At 27.5% G+C, this 22,409-nt stretch carries 20 protein-coding genes; 14 read left to right on the top strand and 6 right to left on the bottom strand.

The annotated features are described in order from the left end of the window. Window positions 1-6: 6 nt before the first annotated feature. The 13 genes from thiI to SMONO_RS03505 all read left to right on the top strand — a co-directional run bounded on the left by thiI (window position 7) and on the right by SMONO_RS03505 (window position 15,502). Window positions 7-1,194, top strand: coding sequence for a tRNA uracil 4-sulfurtransferase ThiI (gene thiI, locus SMONO_RS03565; RefSeq protein ID WP_101780979.1), 1,188 nt, complete (start codon window positions 7-9; stop codon window positions 1,192-1,194). Beyond that, complete coding sequence (locus tag SMONO_RS03560) at window positions 1,181-1,477, top strand: hypothetical protein (RefSeq protein WP_101780978.1); 297 nt, start codon at window positions 1,181-1,183, stop codon at window positions 1,475-1,477. The genes thiI and SMONO_RS03560 overlap by 14 nt, the downstream gene beginning before the upstream one ends. A 15-nt stretch (window positions 1,478-1,492) precedes the next feature. Beyond that, window positions 1,493-1,900, top strand: coding sequence for a J domain-containing protein (locus tag SMONO_RS03555; RefSeq protein ID WP_101780977.1), 408 nt, complete (start codon window positions 1,493-1,495; stop codon window positions 1,898-1,900). A 65-nt stretch (window positions 1,901-1,965) separates the two neighbouring features. After that, window positions 1,966-4,962: a DNA polymerase III subunit alpha gene (gene dnaE / locus SMONO_RS03550; RefSeq protein WP_101780976.1), complete on the top strand. Its 2,997-nt coding sequence runs from the start codon at window positions 1,966-1,968 to the stop codon at window positions 4,960-4,962. Window positions 4,963-5,015: 53 nt separating this feature from the next. Further along, window positions 5,016-7,712, top strand: coding sequence for a DNA polymerase I (polA, locus tag SMONO_RS03545; RefSeq protein WP_101780975.1), 2,697 nt, complete (start codon window positions 5,016-5,018; stop codon window positions 7,710-7,712). Window positions 7,713-7,724: 12 nt separating this feature from the next. Next, window positions 7,725-8,552 carry a DNA-formamidopyrimidine glycosylase gene (gene mutM / locus SMONO_RS03540; RefSeq protein WP_101780974.1) on the top strand — a complete coding sequence of 276 codons (828 nt, stop codon included), beginning with the start codon at window positions 7,725-7,727 and terminating at the stop codon, window positions 8,550-8,552. 153 nt (window positions 8,553-8,705) lie between these two features. Continuing rightward, complete coding sequence (locus SMONO_RS03535) at window positions 8,706-9,980, top strand: DnaD domain protein (protein WP_101780973.1); 1,275 nt, start codon at window positions 8,706-8,708, stop codon at window positions 9,978-9,980. Beyond that, window positions 9,981-10,880, top strand: coding sequence for an ATP-binding protein (locus tag SMONO_RS03530; protein ID WP_101780972.1), 900 nt, complete (start codon window positions 9,981-9,983; stop codon window positions 10,878-10,880). It begins immediately after the preceding gene. Between the two features lie 120 nt (window positions 10,881-11,000). Further along, window positions 11,001-12,017, top strand: coding sequence for a type I glyceraldehyde-3-phosphate dehydrogenase (gap, locus tag SMONO_RS03525; protein WP_101780971.1), 1,017 nt, complete (start codon window positions 11,001-11,003; stop codon window positions 12,015-12,017). Window positions 12,018-12,076: 59 nt separating this feature from the next. Continuing rightward, window positions 12,077-12,589: a type II toxin-antitoxin system antitoxin SocA domain-containing protein gene (locus SMONO_RS03520; protein WP_101780970.1), complete on the top strand. Its 513-nt coding sequence runs from the start codon at window positions 12,077-12,079 to the stop codon at window positions 12,587-12,589. Between the two features lie 21 nt (window positions 12,590-12,610). Further along, on the top strand, window positions 12,611-13,807 hold the full coding sequence (locus SMONO_RS03515) for a phosphoglycerate kinase (protein ID WP_101780969.1): 1,197 nt from the start codon (window positions 12,611-12,613) through the stop codon (window positions 13,805-13,807). Window positions 13,808-13,871: 64 nt separating this feature from the next. Then, on the top strand, window positions 13,872-14,666 hold the full coding sequence (locus SMONO_RS03510) for a hypothetical protein (protein ID WP_101780968.1): 795 nt from the start codon (window positions 13,872-13,874) through the stop codon (window positions 14,664-14,666). 38 nt (window positions 14,667-14,704) lie between these two features. Beyond that, on the top strand, window positions 14,705-15,502 hold the full coding sequence (locus SMONO_RS03505; protein ID WP_101780967.1) for a hypothetical protein: 798 nt from the start codon (window positions 14,705-14,707) through the stop codon (window positions 15,500-15,502). Window positions 15,503-15,548: 46 nt separating this feature from the next. On the opposite strand, the gene SMONO_RS03500 is transcribed toward SMONO_RS03505, so the two are convergent. The 6 genes from SMONO_RS03500 to def all read right to left on the bottom strand — a co-directional run bounded on the left by SMONO_RS03500 (window position 15,549) and on the right by def (window position 21,771). Continuing rightward, window positions 15,549-16,484, bottom strand: a complete 936-nt coding sequence (locus tag SMONO_RS03500) for a hypothetical protein (protein WP_101780966.1) — start codon at window positions 16,482-16,484, stop codon at window positions 15,549-15,551. 55 nt (window positions 16,485-16,539) lie between these two features. Beyond that, window positions 16,540-16,935 (bottom strand): hypothetical protein, encoded by a 396-nt coding sequence (locus SMONO_RS03495; RefSeq protein ID WP_101780965.1) that lies wholly within the window; start codon window positions 16,933-16,935, stop codon window positions 16,540-16,542. A 162-nt stretch (window positions 16,936-17,097) separates the two neighbouring features. Continuing rightward, complete coding sequence (locus SMONO_RS03490; protein ID WP_101780964.1) at window positions 17,098-17,511, bottom strand: hypothetical protein; 414 nt, start codon at window positions 17,509-17,511, stop codon at window positions 17,098-17,100. A gap of 54 nt (window positions 17,512-17,565) precedes the next feature. Then, window positions 17,566-19,182 carry an APC family permease gene (locus SMONO_RS03485; protein WP_101780963.1) on the bottom strand — a complete coding sequence of 539 codons (1,617 nt, stop codon included), beginning with the start codon at window positions 19,180-19,182 and terminating at the stop codon, window positions 17,566-17,568. A gap of 4 nt (window positions 19,183-19,186) precedes the next feature. Beyond that, window positions 19,187-20,986 (bottom strand): ribonuclease J, encoded by a 1,800-nt coding sequence (locus SMONO_RS03480; protein ID WP_101780962.1) that lies wholly within the window; start codon window positions 20,984-20,986, stop codon window positions 19,187-19,189. A gap of 176 nt (window positions 20,987-21,162) precedes the next feature. After that, window positions 21,163-21,771, bottom strand: coding sequence for a peptide deformylase (def, locus tag SMONO_RS03475; protein WP_101780961.1), 609 nt, complete (start codon window positions 21,769-21,771; stop codon window positions 21,163-21,165). Window positions 21,772-21,843: 72 nt separating this feature from the next. On the opposite strand from def, the gene rsmD reads away from it, so the two are divergent. After that, a complete protein-coding gene (rsmD, locus tag SMONO_RS03470) occupies window positions 21,844-22,407 on the top strand; it encodes a 16S rRNA (guanine(966)-N(2))-methyltransferase RsmD (protein ID WP_101780960.1) in 564 nt (187 codons plus the stop codon). Window positions 22,408-22,409: the final 2 nt, after the last annotated feature.

Below are 22,409 nucleotides of genomic sequence, written 5' to 3'. Positions count from 1 at the left end.
TACATAATGAAAAATATATTAATAAGATATGGAGAATTAACTTTAAAAGGAAATAATAGAAATGCCTTTATTAGTAAACTGATTCAAAATATAAAATTCAAACTAAAAGAATACAAGGAATTTATTGAGTACAAAAAAGATCACAACAGTTTAGTTTTGGAAATAAAAGATGAAAGTAAATTAGATAATATATCAAATATTTTGCAAAATATATTTGGTATTTACTCATTGTCTATTGTTGAAATTGTTGAAAAAAATGAAGATGTTATTCTTGCTAAAACTTTAGAAATTGCTATGAATCACTCTGGAACTTTTAAGGTTGAAGTTGAAAGAAAAGACAAGGGTTTTTCAATGGGTTCTCAAGAATTAAAAACTAAAGTTGCTGTTAATATTTTGAAAAACAACAATAATATAAAAGTTAATGTTCATAAACCCGATTTAAAATTAACAATAATAATAAAACACAATGGAGCATTTATTTTTACATCAAGAATAAATGCTTCAAAAGGTCTACCTGTCGGAGTTAGTGGTAGAGGATTATCGTTGCTAAGTGGCGGCATTGACTCTCCTGTTGCAAGTTATCTAACTTTAAAAAGAGGAATGGTTGTAGATTTTTTACATTTTATGACACTGCCCCACACAACACCCGAAGCTTTGGATAAGGTTTTTAAATTGGCAGGTAAAATTGAAAAATTTAATCATTCAAGTTTTTCCTTATATGTTTGTGATTTTTCTATGATTTTGAAAGAACTTATGCATATAAAAGAAGAATCATACAGAATAACAATCATGAGAAGAATATTTATAAGAATTGCAAATGAATGAGCCAAAATTATTGGAGTACAAGCCCTAATAACTGGTGAATCATTGGGACAAGTGGCTAGTCAAACTATTGAATCAATTAATGTTATAAATGAAGTTTCACAATTACCAATATTAAGACCTGTGTTAACACACGATAAGGAAGAAATTATTGAAATTTCTAAAAAAATTGATACTTATGAAACCTCAATATTACCTTTTGATGACGTATGTTCAATGTATGTTCCTAAAAATCCAGTTACAAAACCAAAATCATTTGTAGCTACAAAACAAGAAGAAAATTTATTGTTAGATGAAATGATAGACTATACAATTAAAAATTATATAAAAACTTATATATGAAAAGATGGTGAGTTAATTGAAAAACAATAAGAAAAAGAAGAAAACTGAAACAAATAAGTTTGGAGTTTTTAATGGGAATGTAGTTAACAGCGAGACGCTTGCATATGACCAGGAGTTTGCAATAGAAAACTATAAAGATGATTCTCTAACTATTTCAGAAATTCCAAATTCAGTTTTAAAAGATAAAAAGTCAGATTCAAACAACAAAAATAAAAATAAAAAGGCGAATCATCTAATTTATAAAATTACTGCATATATAATAATTTTGTTACTAATAATTTCCTTAATAGTTTGAATTGTATATACATCATAAGAAAGAGTGAATATAATGGATAGTCTATTTAAATTTATATTAAGGTTATTAGAAATTTTCTTTTACGTCCTAATATTTGATTTAATTTTTGGTGGAATCAGAAGACTTAGAGGTGGAAGAAATAGAAATAGAGATAACACTCAAAGTCGTTACTCTGATGAAGACTTTGTTGGAGGAGCTGATTACGATAGTTCTAATTCATATTCAGACTTTTATCAAGACAAATCTCAAGTTGATCAAGCTTTTGAAGCTTTAGGTATGCCAAGAGAATCATCATTAAAAGAAGTTAAAAAGAGATATATTGAATTGGCTAAAAAATATCATCCGGATAAAAATCCAAATAACTTGGAAGCCCAAGCAGAAATGACAAAAATTAATAATGCTTATGACACAATTGTCGATTATTTTAATAGAAGAAAATAAAAACACTATTTAATAAAATGGTGTTTTTTTACTAATAATGTAAAATAAAAGAAGTGAGGTCTTGTATGGAATATTTAAATTTGCTTAATGTTCAAAGTTGTTATAATTTTCTCAATTCAACAATTAAAATTGATGATTACTTTAGCTTTTTAAAATTAAATAAACTTGAATTTGGATTTTATGCAGATAAAAATACAATGTATGGAGCAGCTGAATTCTATGAAAAAGCCAAAGCAAATCAAATTAAACCAATTATTGGTTTAAGTATTGATTTATCTTTTGGTAATGTTTTAATTTATGCAAAAAATAATAATGGATTTCAAAATATAAGTTTTATTAGTTCTTATATAAATCAAAATGAAAAAACAGACTTAGAAAAAATTGAAAAAGTTTTTTGAGAAAAAATATCAAACGACATAATAGTTGTTTGTTCTTTTTCTATAGAAAATGTTGATAACTATTTAGAAATATTTGGCAAAAAAATTAAAGAGGATAATTTTTATATTGGTATAACTAAACAAAATCACTCTTATTTTTCAAAGAAGGATAATATTGTCTTTTCAAATCAGATTAATTTTTTAAATGAAAATGAATACCCAGTATATAAAACTTTAATAGCTATAAATGAGGGTAAATTAATTTCTGAACTTTCAAATGTAGATAAAAATTTTTATTATTCAAAAGAATCTGTTTCACAATATATGAAAGTTGAAAAACATATTGATAATATTTCAAAAATTACTAATATGATTGATTTCGAAAATATATTTATTTATGAAAAGCATTTTTTAAAATACCCAAACAGCAAAAAAATGCCTTCAAAAGAATATCTAAGAATTGTTTGTGAAGAAGCTTTAGATAATTATTTGGAAGCTAAAAAAGATTTGAATAAAAACATTTATAGTGAAAGATTAATATATGAACTTGATGTAATAAATAAAATGGGATTTGAAGATTACTTTTTAATTGTTCATGACTTAATTAGCGAAGCTATAAAATTAAAAATTTTATATGGACCCGGAAGAGGTTCTGCGGCAGGCAGTTTAGTTGCATTTCTTTTAAAAATTACTAAATTAGATCCTATTAAATGAGAATTACTTTTTGAAAGATTTCTAAATATTGATAGAGTAACCCTTCCTGATATTGACTTGGACTTTCAAGATGATAGAAGAGAAGAAATATTGGAATACCTATTTAATAAATATGGTAAAGATCACTTCGCTACAATCACAACTTTCCAAACAATCGGAATTAAGAATGCTTTAAGAGATTGTGGAAGAATTTTTGATGTACCTATTAATGATATTAATCATATGACAAAACAAATCAATGATAAAAATGTTAAAGATTTACAATTGGCTTTAACCGATAGTGAAATACTTAGAAAATATAAGGATAAGTATCCTCAAATGTTTGAGATTAGTGAAAAAATAATTGGACTTCCAAGACAAACTGGAACACACGCTGCCGGAGTCATTTTTTCTGATGTTGAACTTTACAAAGTTGTTCCAACAAAAATCGGAATAAATGGAATTTCACAAACACAATTTTCAATGAACCACTTGGAAGAGATTGGATTAATTAAAACAGATATTTTAGGTTTAAGAAATCTATCTATAATACAAGAAGTAATAAAAAATATAAAAAATATAGAGGGTATTGAAATAAATTTAGATGATATACCTTTAAATGATAAGAAAACTTTTGATTTGTTAAGAAGTGGAGACACTAGTGGTATATTTCAATTAGAATCACCAGGTATGACTGATGTTTTAATAAAGATGAAGGTCAACTCAATAGAAGATATTGCAACAACATCTGCTTTGTATAGACCAGGACCACAAGATAACATACCATTGTTCATTGAAAGAAAAAATAATAGCGAAATAAAATATGCATTAGATAAAAATGTAGAAGACATTTTAGAAAGTACATTTGGAATAATTGTTTATCAAGAACAAATTATGAATATGTTACAAAGAGTAGCTTGTATGAGTTTGAGTAAGGCTGATGTAGTTAGAAGAGCTATTGGTAAAAAAGATAAAAATTTAATGAAACAATTTAAAGAGGAATTTATTGAAGCTGCAATTAAAAATGGATATGTGCAAAATAAGGCAAATGAAATTTGAGTCTATATAGAAAGATTTGCACTCTATGGATTTAACAAATCACATGCTATTGCTTATTCTGTGATAAGTTATTGAATGGCTTATTTAAAAGCAAATTATAAATCTTCTTTCTATTGCTCATTATTAAATGGTTCTATAAGAAATGAAACTAAAACTTCACAATACCTAAATGAAGTTAAAAATGCTGGCTTTAATGTTAACCCACCAACAATTAAAAATCCAAACAGTGTATATATTTTTCACAATAATATGATAAATATTCCAATGAATATAATTAAATTTATTGGTCCTGAATTTTTAAAAAACGTAAAGGAACTTTTTAAAACAAATAAAAAAGCCTTTGAAAACATATTATTGTTTATAGGTAACATGAAAGAAAAAGGGTTATCAGAACAAAGATATTTAGCCTTGGTTTATTCTGGTGCATTTGATTGTTTTGGATTTGCTAGAAGGGATTTGATTTCTCAAAGAGAACAAATTTTTAATTTAAGTGCTACAGCAACTTTATTAAATGACCCTAATATTTCTTTAGATCTGGAAAAAAGAAAAGATAAACCCGAAGAAATAGTTGGTTTTGAAAAAGAATATTTGGGATTCTTTGTTTCAGCACACCCATTATCTATAATTAGACAAAAAATTATAAACAATCATAAATTAAGAACAATAAGCAGTTTAAGAGATGAAGGTGTTGTTTGTGATGTTTTAATAAATATTGAGAACATAATTACTAAAAAAGATAAAAACGGTAATGAAATGGGATTCATAGATATTGCAGATGAAACTGACACAATTGTTGTTACTGTTTTTTCATCTATATATGAAAATTTAAGATCTAAATTAAATTTAGGTAAAAACCTTATAATTAAAATCAAAACACAGAAATTTAATAACAAAATAAATGCTGTGTTAATGGATTTTGTCAAAGAGATATAATAAAAAGTGCTACAAGCACTTTTTTTGTTATTATAGAATTAATGGTGAAAAAAATGAAAAATAAATTCTTACTTGTTGATGGTAATGCCTTAATTTTTAGGGCTTTCTACAGTTCTTATGGTAGAGCCACACTAACTACAAAGAGTGGTATACCGACAAATGCGGTATACTCATTTATTAATATGCTTATGAATATCATTGAAAAAAATGATTATTTTTGCGTTAAAGTTGCTTTTGATAAAGGTAAAAAAACTTTTAGACATGATAAGTTGAAAGATTATAAAGCTGGTAGAGCAAAAACTCCTTCAGAGTTGGTTATGCAATTTCCAATCGTAAGAGAATTCCTAACTAATGTCAATATTGAATGATTTGAAGTCGATAATTATGAAGCTGACGATATAATAGGGACTATTTCAAAAATATTAGAAGAAGACCAAGAAGCAGAAACTCATATACTAACAAGCGATCAAGATATGTATCAACTAATATCTGATAAGACTTTTGTTTTATCTCCGCAAATTGGAACAAGTGATCTTATGGTTTATAATAAGGAAAGATTATTTGAAAAGTGAGGAGTAACACCGGAACAAGTAATTGATTACAAAGGTTTGAGGGGAGACTCTTCAGATAACATAAAAGGTGTTGCTGGTATTGGTGAAAAATCGGCAAAAGAACTTCTACAAGAATTTCATAATTTAGAAAATTTATATGAAAACATAGATTTAATAAAAGGTGCTAAGCAGGCGAAATTGGTTGCAGGAAAAGAAGATGCATTTCTTTCAAAAGAAATTGCAACAATTTTTAGAGATATGCAGTTGGATAAAATTAGTTTTGAAAAAACAATAATTGATTTTGCTGGACTTAGAGATTTTTTTATTAGATATGAAATGAATTCATTATTAAAAAAATATAATTCAAAGAATGAAGAAAATGTTGTTGAGTTAAAAACTGAATATGAAATTATAAATAAATGAAATCAAAAATATAATGATATAGAAAATTATATTTATTTGGAAACATTAAATGATAATTACCACACAAGTGATGTCATTGGAATTTCAATTGTAAATTCAAAAGGAAATTTTTATTACTCATTTAATTCAAGTGAAGAAATAAGTATATTTAATTGAAATGAATCTATAGTTGATCAAAATTTTCAGTATTTTTTACTTAATTCAAAATTTAAAACATATGATATTAAAAAGACAATTATAGCTTTAAAAAAAATGGGTTACGAGACAAAATCCGACTTATTTATCTATGACATGATGATTGGATGTTATGTTTTAAATTCAAATATAAAATCATCTTTTGAACAGCATGTCATTATGTTGGATCCTTCAAATGAAATTAAGACATTTGAAGAAATTTTTGGTAAAGGGGTAAAAAGAACTTTACTTATCGATGAAAAAATAAAAATGGATTATTTAGTAAATAAATCTTTAATAATAAAAAAATATGAACAAGATGTTTTAAAACAATTACAGGAAAATAATCAGACAAGCCTATATGAAAAAATTGAGCTACCCTTTGCAAAAGTTTTAATTGATATGGAAGTGGAAGGAATTCAAGTTGACAAAGATGAATTAGCAACACAAGAAAAAAATATTTTAGAATTATTAACGAATTTGGAAATTGAAATTAAAAATGATTTAAAAGATTTTATTGGAGATAATTTCAATGTGGGTTCACCAAAACAATTAAAAGAACTTCTATTTGATAAATTACAGTTGCCAGATTATAACAAAGGGAGCACCGACAGAGAAACTTTAGAATCTCTTCAGGATAAACATCCAGTTATTTCAAAAATAATTTCTTTTAGAAAGTATAGTAAGTTGCACTCAACTTATTTAAAAGGATTTGAAAAATTTATTCACCCAGACAGTAAGGTCCATACAATTTTTAATCAAACTCTAACAAATACAGGAAGACTAAGTTCTAGTTATCCAAACATTCAAAACATTTCTGTTAGAGATGAAGAACAAAAAAATGTTAGAAAAATATTTGTAACAAATGATGAAAACCTATATTTAAGTTTTGATTACTCTCAAATAGAACTTAGGGTATTGGCAGATATAGTGAATGAAGAAAAATTAATTCAAATATTTTCTATGAATAGAGATATTCACTCAGAAGCTGCAAGAAGTATTTTTAACTTGAATGAAGATCAAGAAGTGGATTCAGAACAGAGAAGGGTTGCCAAGGTTTTTAACTTTGGTATTCTATATGGTTTAAGTGATTTTGGTCTTGCAAAAGATTTAAAAATCTCTATTCCTCAAGCAAAAGAATACATTAAAGCTTATTATCAAGCTTTCCCTCAAATTTTAAAATTTAAAGAACAAGTTATTAAATTTGGATATGAAAATGGTTATGTAGAAACACTGGGAAATAGAAGAAGATATATTTACGAATTAAGTAATTCAAATTATATGGTTAAACAATTTGGAGAAAGAGCTGCTGTTAATGCACCAATTCAAGGTACTGCTGCAGATATTCTAAAAGTTGCAATGATTAATGTTTTTGAAAATCTAAATAAAAGTAATTTTAATTCAAAAATGATTGCTCAAATTCATGATGAAATTATATTGTTAGTTAAAAAAGAGGAGCTTGAACAAGTGAAAACTATGGTTCTTGAAACAATGAAAAATGCTTATAATGATTTATTAAAAATATCAAACAAAAATAGAGAAGCGCTTGTTGATTTAGAAATAAACTATTCTCAAGCAAAAGATTGATTTAATTTAAAATAAGGAGAATTTATTATGCCAGAATTACCAGAAGTTGAAACCGTTATTAGGATTCTAAATAAAAAAGTTAAGGGCTTAACAATAAGAAAAGCAACAATAACTTACCCCAATTTAATAAAAACCGATATTTCTATTCCTGAATTCGAAAAAGAACTGGAAGGTAGAAAAATTGACAATATATCAAGAATAGCAAAACATATAATTTTCGAACTTCAAGAACTTGTTTTAATAAGTCACTTAAGAATGGAAGGAAAATGATTTGTTTATGAAGCCGGAACACAATATGAACAAAAACACGTAGAAGCTGTATTTGAATTAAGTGACAATAAATTACTTGTTTATACAGACACAAGGAAATTTGGTACTTTACACCTTCAAGAAAAATCTAAATTTAGAACACAAAAACCAATACAAAATGTTGGCCCAGAACCCTTTGATAGCAGTTTAAACGGACAATATCTTATGGATATAATGTCTGGTTCAAACAAGCACATTAAGACTGTCCTGCTAGACCAGACAAAAATATCTGGAATAGGTAATATTTATGCGGATGAAATTCTATTTGAAGCCAAGATTCACCCAGAAAAAAGAGCAAGCAGTTTAAAATTGAGAAATTATGAAGATATTTTAAACGCATCCAAAAGAATTCTAAAGAGATCTATAGAACTTGGTGGATCTACAATAGATAGTTATCAACCAGAACAAGGTATTGATGGAAAATATCAAAATGAACTAAAAGTTCATTTAAGAAAAGATAAACCTTGTTTTGAATGTGGAAGAATTATTCAAAAGATAAAGGTTAACGGAAGAGGGACATACTTCTGTGGAGAATGTCAAAATTAGTATTAATATGTGGACAACTTGATTTAAACCTTTAAATAAAGGTATTTATCAAGTTTTTTTATTAACAAGTTATAGGAAATTACATAAAAAATATTAAATGTGTTCCAATTTTTTTCTTTTTTTTTATTATTAATAAGCAAGACGGAGGTAGGTATGAATGATTTCAATTACAGAGTTATTCTAAAAAACATAGTTGACAGTTCAAACAACAAAATAATCACCTACCTTTACCAACCTATTATGGGATCTAAGGCGGTGTCGCTATACTATACATTAATAAACGAATCATACATTTTAAATGATTTTAAGAAAATTACTTTATCAGATGCTAGATTATCAAAAATTACTGGAATTAGTAAAACAACACTAGCAAAATATTTTAAAAAGTTAGAAGCTTTAGGTCTTTTAAGAACTTTGGAAAACAAAGAAAAAAATACAATAATATTCAATGTATATTCACCATTAGAACCCGCTGAATTCTTTGAAAATAAAGTATTTAATAATGCTTTATTAAATAAATTAAAAAAGGATGACTATGAACTGGTAAGATTCACTTTCAGAGATGAAGGTGAATTAAGCCTTGAAAGTGGTTATAAAGACACTTCATCTAAATTTGCAGATGTATTTGGTGAAATTGAAAATATTAAAGTAGAAGAAACAACAATGATTAAAGCAAAACCGAAGAGAACAAACGCTTTATTAAAAGGTTTGGACTATATACAACTAATTGAATCTTTAGAAACTGAAGATGTAATTATAAGCAAAAACAACTCAGTAGTTAAAAAAGCTATTGAAGATGTTTTTGGTTCATACAATATAAGTCAATTTGAAATAAAGGAAATAATAAAAAGAATATATGACAAAGAAGAATGTTCTTTTGACAACTCATTGTTCTACAAAGAAGTTGCCAAACTTATCTTTAAAAAGGATGAATTTGAACCAACAGTTCCTGAAATAGATGTAAACAAAAACATTCAAAACCAAAAGATTAAAAAACTTAATGAAATGGAAACAATTGAACCTGAAGAATATCTATTGGCTTTAATTTCTTCAAAAGACCCTAAAACAAAAGAATTAAATAAAACCCAAAACGAAATTATTGAAATTCTCCAAAATAAATATAAGTTAAGAAATGGTGTAATAAATTGCTTATTTGATTTTGTTTTCTTAAAAAACAAAGGAAATATAGTTGCCAACTATATTTATAAAATAGCTTCGACAATGTCTGAAAACGGATTTAAAACAGCATCTGAGACATTTGAATATTTAAAAGTTGCTCACCAAAAGTCTAAATCAAATATTAAATCAAACAAAGTAGTGAACATAGATTTGGGTAGAAGATGAAATGAAGCTTTAAACAAAGATACATATAAAATTAAAGTTGAAGAAGACTTCACTTTTGATCAAAATGATTGAGGTGACTTATAGATGAAACAACTTAATTTAAGTGATATAAAAAATCACATCAGCTTAAAAGAACTTATTGAAAAACACAAAATAACAGATCAAATTTTGGAAAATAATATGTTGGTTATCAATAGATTTCTAAGTCAGTATACTTTCTGTGCAAATGAAGAACCTTTAGAAAAGTGCACTCAATTAATTAAAGGTGTTCAAGAGGTTCTTGTTTATAAGAATAACTTATTCTATATTTCAAGTAAAAACTGTAAGCATTGAATATATGAAAACAAGGATTATAAAATAATAAAAAATATAGTTCATGCAGATTACGACTTACAAGAAAATAGCCAAACCATAAGTGAATACACCAAGGCTTTAGACATTTCTCAAGTATCAAAAGAAATGAAAAGATTATTAAAAGAAATTAGAGATAATTTAGTAAACAATTCATGAAAAGGAGTCTATATCTATGGTGATCCAGGAGCTGGTAAAACCTTTTTAATGAAAAGGTTGGCAAATGAATATGCTAAAAAAGATAAGAAAGTCATATTTGTAACTGTAAATAAACTTATTAAAATAATAAAAGATACATTTAATACCGAAGAAAAAACTGACTTATCAAGATTTTATGATGACTGTTTAAAAGTGGATGTTCTAATACTAGATGATATTGGAGCGGAAGTTGTAAGTGATTGAAGTAGAGATGAGGTCATGTTTGGTATTTTAAACCATAGATTAGAAAATAAGAAAATAACATACTTTACATCTAATTTCTCTATTTCAGATCTTCAAAAGTATTACTTAAACAAAAGAGTTACTAATCCAGAAGAGAAAAAATTTGAAATGCAAAAAGCTTTAAGATTTACAGAAAGAATAAAAGGTCTTTCAAATGAATTTGAATTAATTGGAGAAAATAAGAGATATTAGTAGAATATTTCTCCAACTAGTAAATATTGTTGTGGAAAAAATGGAAATAAATTTTAAATGTTTTATTTAATAAATAAGGCAATAAGGTATAAAATTAAATCGTGAAAGGAATTGACTAATATGAAAAAAATAGCAATTAACGGATTTGGTAGAATTGGTCGTCTAGCATTTAGACAATTATTCTTATCAAAAGATATCGAAGTTGTAGCAATTAACGACTTAACTGATTCAAAAAAATTAGCTTACTTATTAGAATTCGATTCAGCTCAAGGAAAATTTATGAGCGGAAAAGTTGAATCTAAAGAGGGAGCAATCATTGTTGATGGAAAAGAAATCAAAATCTTAGCAGAAAGAGACCCAAAAAATTTACCATGAGGTGAATTGGGAATTGATCTAGTTGTAGAATGTACAGGTTTCTACGCCGACAAAGAAAAATCAAAAGCTCACTTAGAAGCAGGGGCAAAAAAAGTAATTATTTCAGCACCAGCTTCAGGAGATTTAAAAACAATAGTATTTGGTGTTAACCACAAAACATTATCAGCAGAAGACACAATTGTTTCAGCTGCATCATGTACAACAAACTGTTTATCACCAGTAGCAAAAATCTTAGATGAAAAATTTGGAGTTGTTAAAGGGTTAATGAACACAATTCATGCCGTAACAAATGACCAAAGATTATTAGACTTAGCTCACCCAGAAGACTTACGTCGTGGGCGTGCAGCTGCATGAAACATTGTTCCATCAAAAACTGGAGCAGCAGCAGCAGTTGGTAAAGTATTACCAAACTTAAACGGAAAATTAGATGGATTAGCATTACGTGTTCCAACAATTACAGGTTCAATCGTTGATTTAACTGTTGAGTTAGCAAAAAACACAACAGTTGATGAAATCAACAATGCAATTAAATCAGCTGTTTCAAGTGACGCTGAATTAGGATTAGCATTAGAGTACTGTACAAAAGAAATTGTTTCTCAAGACGTAATTGGATCAACATATGGTTCAATCTTTGATGCAACATTAACAAGAGTTATGGAAGTTGAAGGAAAACAAATGGTTAAAGTATTTGCATGATACGATAACGAAAACTCATTTACTTCTCAATTCATCCGTACAATCAAACACATGTTAAGTTTATAATTTTCTAAATAAAACAATTAAGCATATTTTTACAACGATAGTAATATTGAGGTGAAAATATGTTTTTTTATTCTAAAGATGAATTTGTAAATTACATTTTAAATGTTATTGCTAAAGTAAAAAAAGAAAATAACATAAAAAGAGTCACACAAATTCAAATACAGAAAATAATTTATATAGTTTATAGTTACTTCTTATTATTTAGACAAAAAGTTGCAAACATTGAATTTGAAACTTGAAGATGGGGTCCTGTAATTTATGATTTATGAAAAAAACATACCAATTATGCAAGGTCGGACATACCTATAACCTATTCTAAAGAACTTCATTTAAAAATTGAAAGTCAAAATAAAAAAGATAATAAAATAACATATAGTATTGTTTTATTTCTTTTGAAATTGAAATCTTGAGATATTGTTGAAATATGTCACGAACAAACTCCTTGAAAAAAATTATATAAACCAAGTAAAAATAATTTAATCAAAGATCAAGATATAATAAGGTTTCATAATGAAAATGAGGATAATTTTTTTCATTATATAGATTTTATGGTTAAAAATGTTTTAAAATAATTAGGTATAGGAGAACGAAAAATGAAAAAAACATTAAATGATATTCAAGTATCTGGAAAAACTGTTCTTGTTAGAGTTGACTTTAACGTTCCATTAAAAGATGGAGTTATAACAGACGATAACCGTATTAGAGCGGCACTACCAACTATTAACCACTTAATTGAAAATGGTGCAAAAATTGTATTATTCTCACACTTAAGTAGAATTAAAGAAGAAAGTGACAAAGCTAAAAAAACTTTAGCACCAGTTGCTAAAAAATTAGAAGAATTATCAGGAAAATCAGTTAAATTTGTTCCTCAAACAAGAGGAGAAGAATTAGAATCAGCAATTGGTTCATTAAATGAAGGAGAAATACTTTTATTTGAAAACACACGTTTTGAAGATGTTCAAAACGGAGAAGTTGTTAAATTTGAATCTAAAAATGATGCTGAATTAGGAAAATACTGAGCTGGATTAGGAGATGTATTCGTAAATGATGCATTTGGTACAGCACACAGAGCTCATGCTTCAAATGTTGGAATCGCATCAAACATAGCTGAAAGTTGTGTGGGATTCCTAGTTCAAAAAGAATTAGAAATGTTAGCAAAAGGAATTGACAAACCAGAACACCCATTTGTTGCCATCATTGGTGGAGCAAAAGTGTCTGATAAAATTGGAGTTATTGATAACCTATTGGAAAAAGCTGACAAAATTATTATTGGTGGAGGAATGGCATATACATTCTTTAAAGCACAAGGTCACAGTATTGGTAAATCATTATGTGAAGAAGATAAAGTTTCACTAGCAAAAGAATACTTGGAAAAAGCTAATGGAAAAATCATCTTACCAATTGACTCAGCAAACAACACTGACTTTAAAGATACAGAACCAACAATTTCTGGTGTAGATTTACCAGAAGATGTAATGGGATTAGATATTGGTCCTAAATCAATAGAATTATTTGAAGATATCTTAAAAGATGCAAAAACAGTAGCTTGAAATGGACCTATGGGAGTGTTTGAATTCGAACACTATAATAAAGGTACTTTAGCTGTTTGTGAAGCTATAGCAAACTTAAAAGACTCATTCACTTTAATTGGTGGTGGAGATTCAGCTGCAGCTGCAATTCAATTAGGATTTAAGGAAAAATTCACACACATTTCAACTGGTGGTGGAGCTTCATTAGAATACATGGAAGGTAAAACTTTACCTGGTGTAGAAGCAATCCAAAATAAATAATTTCAAAAATATAACACAGTTAATTAACTGTGTTTTTTAATCTATAATTAAAAAGGTGATTAAAATGAATATAAAAATCAGAAAAATTGATAATACAGATTGAATAACAAATATTTTTGAAGATTATGAAAATATCTATTTTTCAGATAGTAAACCTAATAGTCATATAAATACTCTTTGTTATTTGTCTAGAAATCTATTTGAAGAAAACCTTAAAAATAAACAAGATATTGATAGAATGTTTTTAGCTCACCCAAATCCAACTTTATCATCCTTGGAAATGGTATCTAATACAGATTTACAAATTTATGGAGTTTATGAAAACTATATACAGAATTTTGTTAATACAGGAAAAAAACAATATATTAGTTTTATAATAAATAATAAAGTTTTCACATCAGAAGTTAATGATCTTAAGCATTTGATGGAACTACAAATAATAACGAAGTTTAGCGATAAACTTGTGATCAAAAAGGAAAATAAATCTTACTTCACAGATTTTGATTTAAAAATAATAAGTGAAATTAATTATGATTTGGTAGATATAATTGAATTTGAAAATAACTATATTATTCAAGACAAAGAAGAAAAAGTTATTTTAATTGATAAAAATTTCAATGAACAACTAAAATTAACTCAGGAATCTGACTTTAAAAAAATTTACTATCTAAATAAAAATAATGTTTTAATTAGTTCTGAAAACAATCAACAAACATTAATATATAATTTTGTCTCTAAAACTCAAAAAATATTTCAAGAGTTTTTTATAAAAAGAGCTGTTTTACTAAACAAAGATACGCTTTTAATTAAAAAAAATGAAAAAAATGGCGAAAGAGATTTGTTAAATATTATAATTTAGTATATTATTATATTAGTTTGAAAGGTTAGGTACCTATAATGAATCCAATTCTAAGACCAAATAATGGAAGTGACCCAACTAACGGCGGTGTATTCTTCTATGATTGACAAATGTACATTTCATTTGCAGCGTTTGTATTTGCAATTTTAGTTATTATTTTTGCAACTGTAATAAACATTACTGTTTATCAAAAAACAAAAGCAAAAAAAAGTAATGTTTTGCAAAAAGATTTATTTAAAGCGTTAGCAATTAAAACAAACTATACAGATATTAAATTAATGTATGGAGAAAGAAAAAGAGTAAACAATCACTTTAACTATAGAGCTGCTTTCCAAGAATTACATTTACCAAAATGATATGAAGAAAACAATTCTGTTAAAGGAACAATGTTAATGTTATATAACTTTACAAATATTTTAGATATTCGTGAACAAGCAACAAACTTTTGAAGTAGATCAATTTATTGTCACATTCTAGCAGCTTTTGGTGTGGGATCAAACCTAATCTCATACTTAAGTTTCAGATTTGGTGATTATGGAGCTTTATCATCAATGAATTTATCATGATTCTTTACAGCATTAGCTATTTCTGGAACTATCTTATTAATAGCGGCATGAGCTTGATGAGTTAAAATATTTACTAAATTAATTAAAAAATTAGACGAAATAACAGTTGGTAATTTACCTGAAGAAGAAAGAAAAGAAGTATTAAAAATGTTTAAACTTCAAGCATCTGTTCCTTTTACAGTTAACACAACTATTATTATTCCAAGAAAAGTTGACGAGGATGAAGCTAACAAAGTTTCTACTCCAAAAAAAGAAAAAGTAACAGCTTAATAAAAAAATAACTCATAAGAGTTATTTTTTTTATACTTATTTGTTATTAGCGATTTGAATTCATATCATATTCTCTTTGCTTTTCAGCAAGTCTTGAGTAATCTTGATAGTAAATTTTATCTCCTTTTTGTCATAGTCCTTTGATTATTTTATTTATTGTATAAATGATAAATAATTGAATTGCAATTCTATAGGCTGCAAGCATTGAATTAAATAATGCACCTAAGAATCCACGTCTTCTGTCGAACATATCTGATAAGATTGAAATAATTGAAAGCACAGCTGCAATCAATTGCAAGATTAGTGTCATAGTTGCAACAATCAGGTTTATAACAGCTAAGAAATTCATGAATTTATAAGCTGTACCTTTATTGTCTCAAGAAACTTGTGCACCTGGTGTTGCAAAAGTTAGTGTGTTAATAACACCTCACAACAATATTGTAGATAATATTGAAACTGCAATTATATCTGGAGTTCCACTAGTAAATATAGATGAGTTTTCGTTTACATTAGTTGTTCCAAATAATGAAAAACCAAAATAAACCACTAAAGCTGCAAATCCAGAAACTAATGAGTTTCCTCCATATCCTTTTGAAATTGTAAATTTCGGACTAATTGTTGATTGTACTTGTATGTTTGGCATTTGTGCTAAGACAAATGGTGTAAACAATCCACCAATTGAAATTGAAAATAATGCAATTACATATCTGTTGTTCAATAATGTAATATCATCTGCCTTTCTTAGAAAATTAATAATATAACTACAAAAGAATATATTAGTAATCGTAAAGAAAGATACCAATGAAAACATTAATGGTACATAAGGTTCAAGATTTCCAAATTCATTTCCAGTATCTGCAATTACATAACTTGACATAAGGAATGCGAATACAATAAACAGGAACAATCCAGAAATTAAACCAAATACATTTCCAATCATCAGCAAAGTTCTGATTCAAGAAATTGATCTATTTCCTCTCATTTTTACACCTCCTTAAAAGAATTGTACCACCATAAACAAATAAAAAATGATTAGTTTATTCTAATCATTTTTTTTGTGTTTCTGAAGAAGGTCCTAATGTATTTTTTACAAGCAATTTATATTCTCCAAAAGCTTGTTCGCTTGAGGTGATTCCAATATAAAAATAAGGGTGCTCACTACCAATGAGTATATTATCTCCAATTTCATTTCCGGGTTCAAAAGTTTTTGCATTAGTGCTTAATTTTGCTTCATAAAGTTTTATTGGCCTATCAATTTTTGTTATCTGTGTATTAACCTCTTTATTAATGTGTTTTATTACTTCTGATCTCATCTGGGTTTGTTGTTCCATCATAAATCAGTTTATTATTTGGCTTTTTATTTGGAAGTCAATGTTTTGTTGTAATTCAATTCCTCAGTATTCCTTATCTTCTCCATCAATTCAAACTTCCATTGTTATTTCAAGTTCAAATTCATTTGTGAAATTCTTTTTAAGTTCATCAAGTGAATTGTAGGGTTTTGATGCATCTCCTCCATAAAGTCTTATATCTTGTCCTGAAATATTTGCTCAAACATTTATATAATATTGATCTCCTATTTTTGGATCATTATATTTTTATATAACTACTTTATGATTTTTTACATTTAATTTATTAACGTCTTTATTTGCAGCAATAAATTTTTCATTAAATAGTTTAACATCATTGTTTACACTTCCTGATTGAATAAATTGGGTTGTAATTTTATTAATTTTATAAACATTAGAATCCTTCTCGGGAATTTCATCATACATTTTTTGAATACATTCTATTAATTCATTTGTAAAATCTTGAGATGTTAATGTAGCTGTTTGAATTCCGTTAACATTAAAAAATTTTATTGAATCTCATTCCAAATCTTTAAGATTATAAGTATAACTTATCTTCCTAATAACAGTTAAAGAGGGTGCATAAATTGCGTAATTTATAATAGGGGCAACAGAACCAATTGTTAAAGTTGCTGTGCTTAAAATACCCAATAACTTTTTCATACACTCATCCTCCATATTAATCTAATTATAATATAAAAAAATAGTCCTTTTGGACTATTTTGAAACTGCTTTATTTTTAGTTTTTTCAGCCTTGATTTGAAGTTTATACTGCTTATATTCTTCATCTTCTTTTGCTTGTTGTAAAGCAATTTTTTCCATTTCATCAGTACTTAGAAGTCTAAAGAAATTTTCATATTCAGCAATTTCTTTTGCTCTTTCAGAATTTGAATCCATTTTAGCCATTTTCGGTTTGTAGTATAAGTGATATTGTATTACTGCTCATACCACAACTCCTGTAACGTATAATATTTGGAATACACTACTTACAACTGCTTGTATTTGTTTGGCTTGATCTGGATTTGGTTTTACAAATGGGTTTAACAATGAAGTTCACACGTATGCCCCAAATACAAACAACAGGAATAAGCCAGTTACGATTCAACCTATGTATTCTCATATTTGAACTTTAACATTTTTTCTAACTCCTTGAACAATAACAGTTGGAATAATTGTCCCATATATTGCTATTAACAATAATGAAGCACAACTAGCAATTGTCGCATAATTTAACGGAGATTCCTCTCCAGTTATTCCTTGAATGATATCTGGAATAAACAAGAATATAGTTGCACAAATTATAAATAAACCTATAGTTGCAAATACACCAGCAACTGGGATGTTTTCTTTATTTTCTTTTTTGAATTTTGGAGAAATATATCCTTGACTTGATAGTGGTTCAAGAGTTGAACCACCGAACATTGTAATTTGTAATGAAGAATTAAATCTCATTAAGATTGTACAAATAATAATCAATACTGGACCAAATGTTCTTAAGAAATTACCTTCTGGAAATAATTGTGTATTTGGATTTGATTCAAATGAACCACCAGCAACAGCAAACATTGTTATTGTTGAAAATATAATGTAGAAAGCTGTTGTTGCTATCATAATTACAATAATTGCTATAGGCATGTTTCTAGATCTATTTTTAATGTTTTTACCTGTAGTTATGAATGTTTCGATACCACCAAAAGCAAAGAAACAAGTTGTAAATGCTTTTGTAAATCCAGGTAAATCTAATGTTGCATCTAAATAAGGTCTAAATGGATCTGAATTTACTTCTAAATTCATAAATCCTGCTGTTAAACCAAATATCATTAATAACAATGTGATACCCCATGTTAGGTAACCAATTATTAATCCAACATATTTATATTTTTTTATACCAAAGAATATAATTGTTGCTGCAAATATATATAATGCAAATCCAATTAAATCTAGGTATAAATTACTTCAACGACCTCACATTTCGCTATCAAAGTTTGCTCTAACCATTGTTACAATCAAAGCCATCCCAATTACTGGAATAACTGAATAGTTAAAGAATCCCATTAGCAATCCTCAGAACTTACCAAATGCAGTTCTAACGTATTGGCTCCCTCCACCATTTGCTTGTGGGTGATATTTAACTAATTTCGCAAATGCTCAAGCACACATGAAGGCTATAAATCCCTCAAGTACAAATATTCAGATGATGTTAATTCCAACACCACTTCCATCTTTTGCAAGAACTATTTGTCCAAAACTGGCAGTAAATGTTATACCAGCTATAAATGTGAACCCAATTCAAATTATTGAAAATAGGCCTAACTGTTCTTTTTTAGTTTTCATTTTCTTATTTAACCTCTGCTTTTTTATTTAAAATAACTGGAATAATTAAAGGGTTTCTTCTTTTGTATCTAAAGATGAAAGGCGATAACGATTCCTTAATTGCATTCTTTATTGCTCCAAAAGTGGGCTTTTGTGAGTTAAGAACTTCTTGTACTGCCTTTGTTACAATGTTTATTGATTCAGCAATAACATTTCCACTGTCTCTTACATAGAAACTACCTCTAGAAACAATTCTAGGAGGTGCAGAAAGTTTATTTGCTTGAGAATCTATTGAAATAATTACAGCCATAAGTCCGTCCTTACTTAAAATATTTCTCTCTCTAATAACATTACTTGCTTTTCCTGTCATATCTTTTCCATCAATGAAGACTGCTTCGGCAGGAACTCTTTTTCCCACTTGTCCAACTCCATTGTGTAATTCGATTTGATCTCCGTTTGCAACAACAAAGACATTTTGTGGTTTAACATTAACTTTTGTTGCTGTTTCACCGTGAATTTTTAACATCCTATATTCACCATGCATAGGCATAAAACATCTTGGTTTTAATAAAGTGAATAATAATTTTTGTTCTTCTTGGCTTGCGTGTCCAGAAGTATGAATTTTGTTATCAGCACCATTTTCAATTACATTAGCACCAATTCTTGTTAATTTATTAATTACATTTTCTACATCAGCTCTATTACCTGGAATAGGTGATGAAGACATAATTACAGTATCTCCTGGAATTATTTTAATTGTTTGGTGTTCCATTCTAGAAATTCTAGATAGGGCAGCCATTGGTTCTCCTTGACTTCCTGTACATAAAATCATTATTTGATTTTTTGGGAAGTTATCAATTTCATTTGGTTTAATAAACATTCTGTCATTAATATTTAAGTGACCCATTTGTCTAATTATTTTAATAATTCTTTCAATACTTCTACCAATAACAACAATTCTTCTACCGTATTTGTTGGCTAATTCAATAATGTGTTGTAATCTGTGAACATTTGATGCAAAAGAAGCAATAATAATTCTTCCTTTTGATTTTAAGAAATGTGTATCAATATTTTGAATAACTTTTCTTTCACCAATTGTATATCCTTCTACTTCTGCATTAGTTGAGTCAGCCATTAACAATTCAATACCATCATTACCTCATGATGCTAATCTTTGAACGTTAGCATCATGACCTAAAGGTGTTCAGTCAAACTTATAATCTCCTGTTGAAAAGATCGCACCATTAGGTGTTTGAACGTGAACTCCAAATGCATCTGGTATTGAGTGGTTTACTGCTGCAAACTGTATAGTAAAGTTTTTTGTTGAATATACATCATTTTCTTTATATTCTTTAACTACTGTTTTATTTTGTAATTTGTATTCTTTTAATCTATCTCTAATTAAAGCTGCAGCTAAAGCTGGTGCAAAAATTACTGGTACTTCAACTTGTTGAAGTAGATATGGAATACCTCCAATGTGGTCTTCGTGACCATGTGTAATAAACAATCCTTTTAATTTTGAATTATTTTCTACTAAATAACTAAAGTCAGGAATAACTGCACTTACACCTAATTGTGTAGCATCAGGGAACTTAACTCCAGCATCTATCATTATGATTTCGTCATTATATTCGATACAATAAGTATTTTTACCAACCTCTTCTAATCCACCTAAAGCAAAAACTTTAGTAGGAAAGGGTGCTTGTGGTAATTTTTTCTTTGGCGGATTAATGTTATCAGCCAATTTTTTAATCTCAATTTTATTTTCTAAATCTGCAACTACGCTTTTTACCTGTTGTAGAGACTCTTGTTTTTTGTCTTCCATAGTATCAACTCCTTATATTCAATTGTAAAAATTTGTAAAAAGATACCTTAATAGTATTTAATTTTATTATCGTTTCCAAATAATTTAAAAGTCATAGTTATTAGTATTTTAGCAAAAAACTACAATAAATAAACATATTTTGAAATAAAAAAATAAAAAAGCATTATAAAATGCTCTTATATAACTATTCAACTTTCATCTTTAAAGTTTGGCTCTTGTTCATTGATTCTGTCATAGTAAAGTTGTCCTTGGTTGTGCTCTAATTCGTGCTGGAAGACAATTGCGTGGTATCCTCTTAAAGTTAAATCAACTTCTTCTTTTGTTAATCAGTCATAACCCTTAACTTGTATTTTATAACTTCTAGGAACTATACCTTTATGGTCTTTGTCCACACTCAAACAACCCTCACCATCACTCAAACAACCTATTTGATCACTTTTTGCTACAATCTTTGCATTAACCATGGCAAACTCTTCAACATCATTTCCTTCAATATCTCATTCAAATCTTGCAAAGAACATATTTGTATTGCTTCCAATTTGAGGAGCTGCAAGACCAACTGCGGGTCTTAAATAGTCTTCATTTTCTTTCTTATTCAAACTTGGATCTTGACTATATCTTACAAAGTCAATTAATTTATTCATTACTAGTTCATTTTCTTTGTTCAATGGTAATTCAACATCAACAGATTTGTTTCTAATGACCTCTGGTTGAGTATCTTTTCAAAGTCATTTATTAGTTGGAATCTCATTTTGTAATAAGTCTTTTGCTAAATCTAATTTCATAAATCTATACCTCAACATTGATTATATATTAATTATTTTTTTGTATAATATAAATGCAAAGGAAATATTAAAATGAGAGTTATAAGTGGTCGTTTTAGAGGAAGAAAATTAGTTACATTGGAGGGTATGAATACCAGACCTACAATTACAAGAGTTAAAGAGGACATGTTCAATGTTTTAAACAACTACTTTGTATTTGAAAATAAAGTTTGTTTAGACTTATTTGGAGGAAGCGGGGCACTTTCCTTAGAAGCCTTATCTAGAGGTATTGGCTTTGCTTATGTAAATGACCACCATAAACCTGCATTAGAAGTTATTAAAGAAAACTTTAGGGGATTGGGAAAAGACGAATATGAACTTTTTAATCTCGATTATAAAAGAATGCTAGATTACTTAAGTAATTCAAATAAAAAAGTGGATTTAATATTTTTTGACCCACCATTTGCAAAGGTGGAATATTATTATGAATTCTTTAAATATATTTATGAAAAAGAATTATTAAATAATTATGGTATATTAATAATGGAATCAGAAATGCAACTTGATATGTCAGAAATAGCGTTTTTGAATGTATTAAAATATAAAGATTTTAAAAATAAGCATTTATATATTCTTAGAAATGAAAAGGAGAGCTAGAA

It is taken from the genome of Spiroplasma monobiae MQ-1 (assembly GCF_002865545.1).
Classification (GTDB): Bacteria; Bacillota_I; Bacilli_A; order Mycoplasmatales; family Mycoplasmataceae; genus Spiroplasma_A; species Spiroplasma_A monobiae.
The sequence above is the reverse complement of the archived record's forward strand: the minus strand, read 5'-3'. Positions and strand labels throughout refer to the sequence as shown.